This is a genomic window from Streptomyces venezuelae (assembly GCF_008642335.1).
GTDB lineage: Bacteria > Actinomycetota > Actinomycetes > Streptomycetales > Streptomycetaceae > Streptomyces > Streptomyces venezuelae_F.
On sequence record NZ_CP029191.1, the window covers coordinates 6,544,040 to 6,556,527 of the forward strand.

Annotated in this window: 12 protein-coding genes and 1 pseudogene; 8 read left to right on the forward strand and 5 right to left on the reverse strand. The window is 72.8% G+C overall.

The genetic code is table 11. The features are described from left to right. The first annotated feature begins 72 nt into the window (after positions 1 to 72). Genes DEJ49_RS29350 through DEJ49_RS29360 form a run of 3 tightly spaced genes read left to right on the forward strand, consistent with a single transcriptional unit; the run spans position 73 to position 3,607 of the window. Positions 73 to 435 (forward strand): hypothetical protein, encoded by a 363-nt coding sequence (locus DEJ49_RS29350; protein ID WP_150186891.1) that lies wholly within the window; start codon positions 73 to 75, stop codon positions 433 to 435. After that, a complete protein-coding gene (locus tag DEJ49_RS29355) occupies positions 432 to 2,543 on the forward strand; it encodes a bifunctional polysaccharide deacetylase/glycosyltransferase family 2 protein (RefSeq protein WP_150186892.1) in 2,112 nt (703 codons plus the stop codon). Before DEJ49_RS29350 ends, DEJ49_RS29355 begins: the two co-directional genes overlap by 4 nt. After that, positions 2,540 to 3,607: an LCP family protein gene (locus tag DEJ49_RS29360; RefSeq protein WP_150186893.1), complete on the forward strand. Its 1,068-nt coding sequence runs from the start codon at positions 2,540 to 2,542 to the stop codon at positions 3,605 to 3,607. The genes DEJ49_RS29355 and DEJ49_RS29360 overlap by 4 nt, the downstream gene beginning before the upstream one ends. 1 nt (position 3,608) lies before the next feature. Here the strand turns inward: DEJ49_RS29360 and DEJ49_RS29365 are convergent, their stop codons facing one another. Continuing rightward, complete coding sequence (locus DEJ49_RS29365; RefSeq protein WP_150188549.1) at positions 3,609 to 4,949, reverse strand: phosphatase PAP2 family protein; 1,341 nt, start codon at positions 4,947 to 4,949, stop codon at positions 3,609 to 3,611. A gap of 70 nt (positions 4,950 to 5,019) precedes the next feature. Continuing rightward, the gene (locus DEJ49_RS29370; protein ID WP_150186894.1) at positions 5,020 to 5,373 is read right to left on the reverse strand and encodes a PRC-barrel domain containing protein; all 354 of its coding nucleotides are present in this window, start codon (positions 5,371 to 5,373) and stop codon (positions 5,020 to 5,022) included. A 220-nt stretch (positions 5,374 to 5,593) separates the two neighbouring features. Between DEJ49_RS29370 and DEJ49_RS29375 the strand changes: the two genes are divergently transcribed. After that, a complete protein-coding gene (locus DEJ49_RS29375; RefSeq protein ID WP_150186895.1) occupies positions 5,594 to 5,827 on the forward strand; it encodes a hypothetical protein in 234 nt (77 codons plus the stop codon). Positions 5,828 to 5,841: 14 nt separating this feature from the next. Here DEJ49_RS29375 and DEJ49_RS29380 read toward each other — a convergent pair whose 3' ends face one another. Next, positions 5,842 to 6,306 (reverse strand): RrF2 family transcriptional regulator, encoded by a 465-nt coding sequence (locus tag DEJ49_RS29380; RefSeq protein ID WP_150186896.1) that lies wholly within the window; start codon positions 6,304 to 6,306, stop codon positions 5,842 to 5,844. 156 nt (positions 6,307 to 6,462) lie between these two features. Between DEJ49_RS29380 and DEJ49_RS36560 the strand changes: the two are divergent. The 4 genes and pseudogenes from DEJ49_RS36560 to DEJ49_RS29395 all read left to right on the forward strand — a co-directional run. After that, a pseudogene (locus DEJ49_RS36560) lies at positions 6,463 to 7,143 on the forward strand (FAD/NAD(P)-binding protein); the annotation flags it as partial. A gap of 759 nt (positions 7,144 to 7,902) precedes the next feature. Further along, the gene (gene cysC / locus DEJ49_RS36565; protein WP_223833244.1) at positions 7,903 to 8,445 is read left to right on the forward strand and encodes an adenylyl-sulfate kinase; all 543 of its coding nucleotides are present in this window, start codon (positions 7,903 to 7,905) and stop codon (positions 8,443 to 8,445) included. Further along, entirely contained in the window at positions 8,442 to 9,383 is a 942-nt protein-coding gene (cysD, locus tag DEJ49_RS29390; protein ID WP_150186898.1) for a sulfate adenylyltransferase subunit CysD, read from the forward strand. Before cysC ends, cysD begins: the two co-directional genes overlap by 4 nt. Continuing rightward, positions 9,383 to 10,699, forward strand: a complete 1,317-nt coding sequence (locus DEJ49_RS29395) for a sulfate adenylyltransferase subunit 1 (protein WP_150186899.1) — start codon at positions 9,383 to 9,385, stop codon at positions 10,697 to 10,699. The genes cysD and DEJ49_RS29395 overlap by 1 nt, the downstream gene beginning before the upstream one ends. Here the strand turns inward: DEJ49_RS29395 and DEJ49_RS29400 are convergent. Together DEJ49_RS29400 and DEJ49_RS29405 are read right to left on the reverse strand one after the other, a co-directional pair. Continuing rightward, positions 10,680 to 11,669, reverse strand: coding sequence for an acetylserotonin O-methyltransferase (locus DEJ49_RS29400; RefSeq protein ID WP_223833037.1), 990 nt, complete (start codon positions 11,667 to 11,669; stop codon positions 10,680 to 10,682). The two genes, DEJ49_RS29395 and DEJ49_RS29400, sit on opposite strands and share 20 nt — an antisense overlap. After that, positions 11,669 to 12,478, reverse strand: coding sequence for an alpha/beta fold hydrolase (locus tag DEJ49_RS29405; protein WP_190329481.1), 810 nt, complete (start codon positions 12,476 to 12,478; stop codon positions 11,669 to 11,671). Before DEJ49_RS29405 ends, DEJ49_RS29400 begins: the two co-directional genes overlap by 1 nt. Positions 12,479 to 12,488: the final 10 nt, after the last annotated feature.

A 12,488-nucleotide genomic window follows, 5' to 3' on the forward strand; every position in this document is an offset into this window, starting at 1 on the left:
GTCCCCGAGTAGGGTCGGGGACCCCCACATACAAAGAGCCGCGCGTGGCGCGGCCGCAGATCAGGAGCACCAGTGCAAGGCACCCCCCACATAGCCGGCACACCGCACACGGCGCGCGCGGCGCCGGTGACGCGACGTCCCGAAGCCGCCGCCGAGCCACAACTGCCCGTCTTCATCGACGAGTCGGGACTGCGCAGACGCGCGCTGCAGGGCATGGCGCTGCTCGTCGGCTGCGCCTGCCTCGGCTATCTGCTGTTCGTCGGATCGCTGGCCGACGGCCTCCGCGAGCCCGTCGGCACGCACCCGCCGAGCACGAACGGGACGAGTACGTCCACGGGCGCAGGGACGAGTGCGCGCCACGGCGACGGCGGCGACCGCCACCGGCCGCCCACCGGCAGATCCGGCGCAGTGCCGGCCGGAGGCGCGGCGCAGTGAGCCGGCGCGCCGCTGTCCGTCGCCCCCCACGCGGACACTGGCTCGTGCTCCTGCTCGTCCTCCTGGTCGTCGCCGTCGCCCTCCTCTTCGAGGGCTGGACGACCCACCAGGTCGACGCCGCGCGCGCCAAACCGCCGTGCACCCGCCCGATCCCGCGCACCGCCGACGACGGCAAGCCCCTGCTGCGGTTCTCCCCGGACGGCGTCACCACCGCGGCCATGCCGCCCGGCACCGCCGCGATCACCTTCGACGGCGGACCCGACCCGGTGTGGACACCGCGCCTGCTCGACCTCCTGCGCAGGCACCACGCACGGGCCACCTTCTTCGTGTACGGGAAGGACGCCGCCGAACATCCCGGGCTGATGCGGCGGATCCTGTACGAGGGCCACGAGATCGGCTCGTACACGTACAGCGGCGGTGACCTCGGTGTCGCGTCGCCGCTGCGCGCCCGCCTCGAACTGTCCCTCACCCAGACCGCGCTCGCGGGCACGACCGGCGTCAACACGACGCTGCTGCGGCTGCCGCACACCACGGCCGCCGACACGCTCTGCGGCCCCGAGTGGCCCGCCGCGAAGCGGGCGGCGGACCAGGGCTACCTGGTGGTCGCCTCCGACCACAAGGACCGCAAGCCGTGGCGGGGCGTGGTGACCCAGCACAGCCAGACCGACCTCGGCTACCACGAGGCCCAGGACCTGCTGCGGGACCACCGCGTGAAGCGGTTCACCACCATCAGCGGCGGCCTCGGCAGGGCCTCGTTCAACGCCGAGGTCCCCGTCGCGCAGGAGGTCAAGGGCGAGGGTCTGGTGTGGACGCAGCAGCTCGGGCACGCCTTCCTCACCGTGATGGTGTGGGCGCTCACCCTCACCGGCGTGCTCGGCGTCCTGCGGATGCTCCTGTTCGCGGTGTTCGCCCGGCTCCACGTGCGCAGGCTGCACCGGTACCGGCCCGGAGCGCCCCGGCTGCGCGAGGTGCGGGAGCCGGTGACGGTCCTGGTGCCCGCGTACAACGAGGAGGCGGGCATCGCCTCCACCGTGTACTCGCTGCTCGCCTCGACCTACCCGCACTTCCAGATCATCGTCGTCGACGACGGCTCCACCGACGCCACCGCCGACATCGCCGAGTCCATCGCCGACGCCGACCCGCGGGTGACGGTGATCCGGCAGCCCAACGGCGGCAAGCCGAGCGCCCTCAACACCGGCCTGGCGTACGCACGGCACGACATCGTCGTGATGGTCGACGCGGACACCATCTTCGAACCCGAGGCCCTGGCCCGCCTCGTGCAGCCGCTCGCCCACCCGGCGGTCGGCGCGGTCAGCGGCAACACCAAGGTCGGCAACCGGCGCCGCCTCCTCGGCAAGTGGCAGCACCTGGAGTACGTACTCGGCTTCAACCTGGACCGGCGGATGTTCGAGGTCCTGGAGTGCATGCCGACCGTGCCGGGGGCGATCGGCGCCTTCCGCAGGGACGCGCTGATGGGCGTCGGCGGTGTCAGTGACGAGACCCTCGCCGAGGACACCGACCTCACGATGGCGCTCTGGCGGGCGGGGTGGCGCGTCGTGTACGAGGAGTCGGCGGTCGCCTGGACCGAGGTGCCGACCACGATCAGGCAGCTGTGGCGCCAGCGCTACCGCTGGTGCTACGGCACCCTCCAGTCGATGTGGAAGCACCGCCGCGCGCTGACGGAGCTCGGCCCCGCGGGACGCTTCGGGCGCCGCGTGGCGCTCTACGTCACGCTGTTCCAGATCGTGCTGCCGCTGTGCGCACCCGTCGTCGACCTGTTCGCCCTGTTCGGCGCGGTGTTCCGCGACCCCGTGGAGGCGGCCCTCGTCTGGTTCGGGTTCCTCTCCGTGCAGCTGGTCACCGCCGCGTACGCGCTGCGGCTCGACCGCGAACGGCTGCGGGTCCTGTGGGCGCTGCCGCTGCAGCAGCTCGTCTACCGGCAGCTGATGTACCTGGTGGTCATCCACTCCGTGACGACGGCGCTGCTCGGCACCCGTCTGAAGTGGCACAGCATGAAACGGGCGGGCACGGCCGACCCCTATCTGGTCGAGGCACCGCCCCCGCCGCCCGAGGAGGAGCGGCCGAGTCTGCAAGGGAGCCGGACATGACACAGACGGACCCCACGGTCACGCGGGAGCGGTTCGCCGAGCGCCCCAGTTCCCGCTACGGGCCACGGCGCGCCCACGCCCGCAGACCGAGGAGGCGCAGGCGCCTGCGGCGGACGGTGCTCGTCCTGCTGGCCGCCGCGGTCGTCGCGGCGGGCGGCACGTACGGCTGGGCCGAGACCCGCCTCCAGCGCGACGTCGACCTCGGCGCGTACGGCGACCGACCGCCGCCCGGCGAGGGCACCAACTACCTCATCGTGGGCTCGGACAGCCGCGACGGGCTCTCCGAGGACGACGTGAAGGACCTGCACGCGGGCGGGGGCGGCGGACGGCGCACCGACTCGATGATGCTGCTGCACACCGGGGCCAACGGCGCGACGATGGTCAGCCTGCCGCGCGACTCCTGGGTCACCCTGCCCGGCCGCCTCGACACGACGACGGGCAAGACGAAGCGCTCGGAAGGGGACAAGCTGAACGCCGCCTTCTCCTACGGCGGCCCCGAGCTCCTCGCGCACACCGTCGAGCGGAACACCGGCCTGCGCGTCGATCACTACGCGGAGATCGGCTTCGCCGGGTTCGTGAACATCGTCGATGCCATCGGCGGCGTACGGATGTGCCTGGACCGCGACATCAAGGACGAGAAGTCGGGCGCCGACCTGCGCAAGGGCTGCCACACCCTGAACGGCAAGCAGGCGCTCGCCTACGTCCGCCAGCGCCACCAGGAGCGGGAGGGCGACCTGGGCAGGTCGAAGAACCAGCAGAAGCTCCTGTCGACCCTCGCCCACCAGGCGGCACGCCCCGACACGCTCTTCGACCCCACGCGGATCGGCCCGGCCGCGCAGGCCGGACTCGACACGCTCATCGTCGACGAGGACATGAGCCTGCGCGATCTGAGCCGGATGTTCCGCGCCGTGCAGAGCGTCTCGGGCGGACACGGCAGGCGGCTCAACGTGCCCGTCTCCGGCATCGGCATCCCCACGTCCAAGGGCAACGTCCTGAAGTGGGACCCGAAGAAGGCCCCCCGGCTCTTCGCCGACCTGCGCCACGACAGGCCGCCGACCGTGTGACTCACACGAGCTCGGGCGCGGGGTCCGCCTGCCGGGGCAGCCGCACCGGCTCGGGCCGCGCGTCCCACATGCGCGTGGTCCGCACGTACACGTAGATCACCGAGAGCATCGCGAGGACGACGAGGGGGCCGGCCACCCACGGGTGTTCGGCCATCTCCACCGGCAGGAAGCGGTACGAGGCGAGGAGCGCGGCGAACACGGCGGTGCCGTAGGCGACGAGGCGGACCCCGGACCGGTCCCAGCCGCGGTCGAACGTGCGCAGACCCGCCTCGACCGTGAGCGAGAACACCACGCCCGCGAGGAGGTCCACGCCGTAGTGGTAGCCGAAGCCCAGCGTCGCGGTGAGCGTCGCGACGAGCCAGAAGGTGCCCGCGTACCGGAGCCAGCGCGGCCCCTTGCGGGAGTGGATGAAGATCGCCGTGGCCCATGCCGTGTGCAGGCTGGGCATGCAGTTGCGCGGGGTGATCCCGTCGTACGGCACCGGGTGCGGGGCGGTGATCTGCGGCGGGGTGTGCGGCCACAGGTCGGCCACCGCCCACTGGAGGCCGCCCGTGCCCGAGGTGCCGGGGCCGTACGCGAAGATCGGGCCGACCACCGGGAAGATCATGTAGAAGGCGGGTCCGATGAGGCCGATCAGCAGGAACGTGCGCACCAGGTGGTGGCGCGGGAAGCGGCCCTCGATGGACACGTTGCGCAGCTGGTACAGGGCGACGACGACCGCGGCGACCGCGAGCTGCGCGTAGACGAGGTCCGTCACGTTCCTGACGACGGGACCGCCGGCGTCCAGGAGCCGGCCCGCGAGCCACGACGGGTTGCCCAGGGCGTGGTCGGCGACGGCCACGTACGGATCGAGGACGGTCGGGTGGGTCTTGGCCGTGATGAGCAGCCAGGTGTCACCGGTCTTGCGGCCGGCCACGAGGAGCAGCCCCAGGGCGACGCCCTTCAGGAGCAGGACGCGCTGCTCGCCGGTGCGGCGGGTGATCGCGAAGACCGCGCAGCCCAGCATGGCCCAGAGCGCGCCGTTGCCGAAGAACTGCCCTTCCGGCACGTCGGCGTCGACCGCCCACCGCACCAGCACGAAGACGGCGTCGATGCCGATCGCGGCACCGGCGGCGATGAACCTCTGCCGCCAGGTGAGCACCACCATCATCAGCGCGAGGCCGCCGTAGAGCGGCCCCGGTTTGGGCGGGAACAGCACTTCGCGCGCCTGGTTGGTTAGGGGGCCCGGCTCGCCGCCGTAGTGACGGGCGGCGACCTCCAGGGCGATGAGCAGCCCGAGGGCCACCACACCCGCCCCGGCCCACAGGAGCACCCGTGGCCGACGCCACGCGGCGCGCTCCATGCTGCGGTCTATTCGCGAATACACCCGGAAACTATAGGTTTCTTTCGGTCGTCCCGGTGCGGCGGGGGAGTCAGCTCCCCGGCTGCCCGGTGTAGTGCGCGTCGATCCGGGCCCGATAGCTCGGGTCGGTGACCCGCAGGTCCCTGTCGAATCGCGGGGCGTCCCTGACGTGGTCCTTCGTGTGGGGCACGTGGACGGTACGGGTCGCCTCGTCGACGTGCGAGACGACCCAGAGGGGCAGCAGGACCTTCTTGCTCAGGAGCGTCCCGCCGGTGTCGACGACGATGTGGTCGGGCGCCACTTCCTCCGAGACCGGGTCGACCTTGCCGATCGGTCCGTCGCTGCCCTCCACCGCGCAGTCCAGGAGGCGGGCGACGGAGACGGGGCTGTTCGGGCTCCCCGGGGCCGGGACTCTGTCGGTCATCGCGCGGTTCCTCTCCGCCGCAAGCGGCATCGGCATCAGTGCTCTGTGTAACGCGTGGTAGCCGCATGCTCGCGTCGGCGCGAATGAAACGTGGTCCGGCGCCCTCACCCCTGCCGGGTGGGGCCGGCCGGGGAGCGTTGCGGGACCTTCACATCTCGGGACCGGTGAAGATGCCCCGGAGGGGCAACCGGGAGGGGACGCCGCGGGGAGGTTGCCGCAGATGTTGATAGTTGCTCTCTTGTTGTTGCCGGTCATGGGACTGCTCCTGATCGGTATGGACCGGATCGAGAGCCGTCTCGAAGCAGAGGCTTCACCGCCCTCCGGCCGCCACCGGCGCCACCTGCGCCTGATCCCGGGACACGCCGGACGCACCCGGCAGTCCGGCCCCTCCGGCCAGCACCGCGGGGGACGCAGGGAAGCGGTGACGGCACGCCGCGAGGACAAGGCGGCCTGAGCCCGGCACAGGCCCTAGGCGGGCGGGTACCTGACGTCCTCCCGGTACTCCTGTGCCTGCTGCTTGACCGAGGGTGGCAGCTCGCCGGCCGCCAGGTCGGCGAGCGTCACCCGTTCCAGTACCTGGCGCAGGCTCACCCGGACCGCACGCCACACGTCCGGCAGCGCCGCCGCCGGGCCCGGGTAGTCGAGCTCGCTGAGCTTGAGGTCGCGGAAGTTCGCCAGCGAACCGTCGATGGCCCGGATGATGTCGGCGAGGGAGATCTCCTCGGGCGGCCTTGCGAGCCGGTATCCGCCGTCGGGGCCGCGACTGCTGTGCACGAGACGGTGCTGGCGCAGCTCGCGCAGGATCGCCAGCAGGAAACGCACCGGTATGCCCTGCGACTCGGACAGCTGCTCGGCCTTCTGCGGCGACTGCGGACTGCCGGCCAGTTCGGCCATCGCCCGTATCGCATAGTCCGTCCGGGCAGTGATCCGCATACGCATCAGCCTCCGTGGGTCGGTCGGGGCCACGCCAGGTCGCTTTCGGTCAACCTGCCGCTGCTTCCCGTCATTTGACGAACCGTCGGGAGCGCCGCGCCCACCCCCTGGCATATAACCTATCGAATTGGTGGACAATCCCTCGCGGAGGTGCAGATGCTCTCCAGCACACGCGCACAAGCCCCGCACAGACTCGTGGTGGTCGGCGCCGGCGCCGCCGGAACCATGGTCGTCATCCACGCCGCCGAAGAGGCGGTCCGGCGCCGCAGGCCGGTGCGGATCACCCTGGTCGACCCGGGCCCGCGGACCGGCGCGGGCGTGGCCTTCGCCACGGACGACCCGCGGCACCTCCTCAACGTGCCCGCCGGGAACATGAGTTGCCTCCCGGACCGGCCCGGCCACTTCGTCGACTGGCTCGTCCGGAACCGCGACGCCTCCGCGACCGCCCGCTCCTTCGTCCCCCGGCGCCACTACGGCGACTACCTCGCCGCCACCTCGGCCGCCGCCGTCGACCGGGCGGGCGGCCTGGTCACCTACCGGCGGCTGCACACCCGCGCGACGGCCTGCGCCTGGCACGGCGACCGCGCCCGGCTGACCCTCGCCGACGGCGACCGGCTCACCGCCGACAGCGTGGTTCTCGCCACCGGCCCCCTGACCGCCCGCTCCCCGTGGGCGTCGCCCGAACTCCGCGCGTCCAAAAGGTTCGTGAGCGACCCGTGGGCCCCCGACGCGCTTGCGGGACCGCTCGCCGACGACGCGGACGTCCTGCTCGTCGGCAGCGGCCTCACCGCCGTGGACGTCGCGATGACCCTCGCCCGCCCCGGCCGCACCATCCACCTGCTCTCCCGCCACGGCCTGCTGCCCCGGGCCCACGCCGTCGCACCGCTGCCACCCGTGCCACCCGCCGAACCCCTGGAGGGCCTGCCGCTGCGGCCGCTGCGTGCGGCGGTCCTGCGCCACATCCGGCAGGTGACGCGCGTACACGGCGACTGGCGTCCGGCCGTCGACGGCCTGCGGCCGCTGACCGCCCGCCTGTGGGGCGCGCTGGGGGAAGAGCAGCGGGCGCAGTTCCTGCGCACCGACCGGCCCCGGTGGAACGTGCTCCGGCACCGGATGGCCCCCGAGACGGCGGAGGCGGTGACCCGGCTCAGGACCGCCCGGCGGCTGCGCGTGCACGTGGGTGACGCCGCCGAGACCCGGATCGACCCGGACGCGCTGACCGTCACACCGGAGGGCTCGGCGCCCGTGCGGGTCGGCTGGGTGGTCGACTGTTCCGGGCCGGGCCTTCGCCCGGCCGAATCCGACGACCCCCTGCTGACCTGCCTGCTGTCGTCCGGGCTCGCCCTGCCGGGGCCGCTGGGCATGGGCTTCGCGGCCACCCCCGGCGGACAGCTGCGGTCCCGCGACGGATACCGCTCGTTGTGGACGCTCGGCGCGCACCGGCGCGGCGAACTGTGGGAGACCACCGCCGTCCCGGAGATCCGGCAGCAGGCCGCGGACATCGCACGGTCGATCCTCTGCGCCGCGCGGACCGAAAGCGCCCCGGCGGTCGGCGCCGAGACACCGGTCGTCGTCGCCTCCCCGCCGTCGTCGCGGGTGCGCCACCGCACCGGCTGCACCGTCTGGCTCACCGGACTGCCCAGCGCGGGAAAGAGCAGCGTCGCCCGGGAACTGGCCACCCGCCTGCGCGCCGAGGGCCACCGGGTCGAGGTCCTCGACGGGGACGAGACGCGCTCCCACCTCTCGGCGGGGCTCGGCTTCTCCCGCGAGGACCGCGACACGCACGTACGACGGATCGGCATGGTCGCCGAGGTGCTCGCCCGCAACGGCGTCATCGTGCTGGTGCCGGTCATCGCGCCCTACCGGGCCAACCGCGAGAGCGTCCGGCTCCGCCACGACCTCGCGCGCATCCCATACCTGGAGATCCACGTCGCGGCGCCCGTGGAGGTCTGCTCGGTACGGGACGTGAAGGGCCTGTACGCCAGACAGGCCGCCGGAGCCCTGCAGGGACTGACCGGCGTGGACGACCCCTACGAGGCGCCCGAGCGTCCCGACCTGCGCCTGCACACGCACCGCGAGCCGGTCTCGGTATCGGCGGACGGCGTCCACCTCATGCTCACCGAACGGGGGCTCATATGACCACGGTCGCGTCGACGACTGCCGGGCTGCCGACCGGCGGCACACCCCACCTCTCGCACCTGGACGTGCTGGAGTCGGAGGCCGTGCACATCCTGCGCGAGGTGGCGGGCGAGTTCGAGAACCCGGTGATCCTCTTCTCCGGCGGCAAGGACTCCATCGTCATGCTGCATCTGGCGCTGAAGGCGTTCACGCCGGCGCCGGTGCCGTTCGCGCTGCTGCACGTCGACACCGGGCACAACTTCCCCGAGGTCCTTGAGTACCGCGACCGGGCGGTGGCCCGGCATGGGCTGCGGCTGCACGTCGCCTCCGTGCAGGAGTACATCGACCGCGGCGTCCTGAAGGAGCGTCCTGACGGGACCCGCAACCCGCTCCAGACGCTGCCGTTGACGGAGAAGATCCAGAGCGAGCGGTTCGACGCGGTGTTCGGGGGCGGGCGGCGGGACGAGGAGAAGGCGCGCGCGAAGGAGCGCGTGTTCTCGCTGCGGGACGAGTTCTCGCAGTGGGACCCGCGCCGCCAGCGGCCGGAGCTGTGGAACCTGTACAACGGGCGGCACGCGCCCGGCGAGCACGTCCGCGTGTTTCCGCTCTCCAACTGGACCGAGCTGGACGTGTGGCAGTACATCGCCCGCGAGGAGATCGAGCTGCCCGGGATCTACTTCGCCCATGAGCGTGAGGTGTTCCAGCGCTCGGGGATGTGGCTGACGGCGGGCGAGTGGGGTGGGCCCAAGGAGGGGGAGACGGTCGAGAGGCGCCGGGTGCGCTACCGGACCGTCGGTGACATGTCCTGCACCGGCGCGGTGGACTCCGACGCCACCACGCTGGACGCCGTCATCACCGAGATCGCCGCGTCCCGCCTCACCGAGCGCGGCGCGACCCGCGCCGACGACAAGATGTCCGAGGCCGCGATGGAGGACCGGAAGCGCGAGGGGTACTTCTGATGAGCGTTCGCACTGGGACGGCGGGCACGGCCCGCACCACCGTCGACACGCTGTCCTTCGCCACCGCCGGTTCCGTCGACGACGGCAAGTCCACCCTCGTAGGACGGCTGTTGCACGACTCCAAGTCGGTCCTGGCCGACCAGCTTGAGGCCGTGGAGCGCGCCTCCGCGAGCCGGGGCGCCGACGCCCCCGACCTCGCCCTCCTCACGGACGGCCTGCGCGCCGAACGGGAGCAGGGCATCACGATCGACGTCGCGTACCGCTACTTCGCGACGGCGCGGCGCCGGTTCATCCTGGCCGACACGCCGGGCCACGTGCAGTACACGCGGAACATGGTCACCGGCGCCTCCACGGCCGAGCTCACGGTGATCCTGGTCGACGCCCGCAACGGCGTCGTCGAGCAGACCCGCCGCCACACCGCCATCGCCGCCCTCCTGCGCGTCCCGCACGTCGTCGTCGCCGTCAACAAGATGGACCTCGTCGGGTACGCGGAGTCCGTCTTCGCCGCGATCGCCGAGGAGTTCACCGCGTACGCGACCGGGCTCGGTGTTCCCGAGGTCACCGCGATCCCGATCTCCGCGCTGGCCGGGGACAACGTGGTGGAGCCGTCCGCGCACATGGACTGGTACGGCGGCCCGACCGTCCTGGAGCACCTGGAGACCGTGCCCGTCGGCCAGGACCCGGCGACCCGCGCCGGCCGCCTCCCCGTGCAGTACGTGATCCGCCCGCGGACCGCCGAGCACCCGGACTACCGCGGCTACGCGGGCAGGATCGACGCCGGTACGTTCCGCGTCGGCGACGACGTCACCGTCCTGCCGTCCGGCCGGACCACGCGGATCTCCGGCATCGACCTGCTGGGCGAGCCGGTCGACGCGGCGTGGCCGACGCAGTCGGTGACGGTCCTGCTCCAGGACGACGTGGACGTCTCGCGCGGCGACCTCATCGTGCCGAGCGCGGCCGCGCCCGCGCTGACGCAGGACGTGACGGCGACCGTCTGCCACGTGGCCGACGCGCCGCTGACCGTCGGCCACCGGGTACTGCTCAGACACGGCACCCGAACGGTCAAGGCCATCGTCAAGGACATCCCGTCCCTGCTCACTCTCGACGACCTGTCCCCGCATCCGCACCCCGGCCGGCTCGTCGCCAACGACATCGGACGGGTGCGGCTGCGCACCGCCGAGCCGCTGCCCCTCGACTCCTACGCCGACTCGCGCCGCACCGGTTCGTTCATCCTCGTCGACCCGGGAGACGGCACCACCCTGACCGCGGGCATGGTGGGCGACTCCGCGGCAGGCGCTACCGCTTGTGGCCGATGACCACGTGCTTCTCGCCGCCGGACCGGCGTACCTCGCAGTCCGCGAACCCGGCTCGTTCGAGGAGCGCGATGAACTCGGCGGCCGTACGGTGCCGTCCGGCCATCTCGACGTGCATCACGAGGTTCATCGCGGCGGTGGCCAGCGGGCCGGTGCGGTCGTCCTCGAAGAGCCGGTCCATGATGAGGACCCGGCCGGGCGCGACGCACGCGCGGTGCGCCTTCTCCAGCAGCTCGACGCAGGTGTCGTCGTCCCAGTCGGAGAGGATGTAGCCGAAGGCGAGGCAGTCGCCCCGCGGGAGCTCGTCCGCGAAGAAGTCGCCGCCCACGAAGTCGAGGCGGTCGGCGACCGGCCGTGCCTCGGCGTCCTCGCCGACCAGCGGGCCGACCGCGGGCATGTCGAAGACGGTGGCGCGCAGCGCGGGGTCGGTGAGCAGCGCCGCCACGGCGAACGGCCCCGTGGCCCCGCCGACGTCCACGAGGTGCTTCGTCCCCGCCATCCCGGCGAGCGGGGCGAGCTCCCTCGAGACGCCGAAGCTCAGGTCCCACATGGCGCGCATGAAGGCGCGCAGCGACTCGGCGTCCCGGTACACGTCGTCGAACGGGGACGCCTCCGTGGCCGGCTTCCCCTCGGTGAGGTAGGAGTCGAGGCGGCCGAGGCGGCCCTGGGTCTCCTCCGTGAGGTGCTTGATGAAGCCGCCCAAATAGCGGCTGTTGCGGGGGTCGAGGAACGGCTCGGCCTCGGCGGTCAGCGCGTACGCGCCATCCGCGGCGCGGGTGACGACGCCGAGGGACGTCAGGACGAGCAGCATGCGCTCCAAGGTGTCCTCGTCGACGTCGAGGCGCTCGGCGAGCCGCGCGACGGTGCCCGGACCGTCCTCGATGAGGGAGGTGAACACGCCGTGCTCGACGGCGGTGTGGAGCACCGGAGTGGAGAGCAGTCCGTAGACGGCGTTCTCGAGTGCGGTGGGCATCATCGGTGTTGCTCCTCGATCGTGTCGATGATCGTGTCGGTGTCGTGGACCAGGCGGGCCAGTTCCCGCGGGTGGCTGACGTGTGCGGCGTGCCCCGCGCCGGAGATCTCCTCGAACCGTCCGTGCGGCAGCAGCTCGGCGAGCCGCCGTGCCACCTCCACGTGGTGCGGGGCCGACCGCGATCCGGCCGCCACCACGGTGGGCAGGGGGAACGTCAGCGGATCGAGGGCCGGCACGTCGACCGTCGGGTCCGTCATCTCGGCGATGAGGGCGGCCCCGTCCGCGGCGAGGTCGGAGGGCCGCGCACGGGCGAGGTGCAACCGGCTTGCCGGGCCGAGCAGTTCGGTGAGCATGGCCCGCGTCGCCTGCTCCGGGCCGCCCTCGGCGGCGGCGCCGCGCACGGTCCGCTCCCACGGGTCGTCGACGGGCCACCACGGCAGCCAGCGCACCGGGGGTTCGACGGCGACGATGCCGGCGACGCGCGACGGGTCCGCGGCCGCGGCGGCCAGCGCCACGAGGGCGCCGTAACTGTGGCCGAGCACGACCGGCGGCCCGTCCAGGTCCGCCAGGACCGTGCGGAGGTCGTCCACGTGCACGCCGAAGTCGACGTCCGCGCCGCCGAGCGGTCGGGACGCGCCCCAGCCGCGCCGGTCGTAACCGAGCACGGCGCGGCCCGGCAGGTGGTCGACGACGCGGCGGAAGGTGTCGGCGCGGTCCACGGAGCCGTGCACGATGACGACGGTCCTCGCGGCCGTGCCCGTCCCGTCGCCCCACGCCTGGACCACCGGAGCTTGGACTGTCGACCGCACGTGCTCCGCG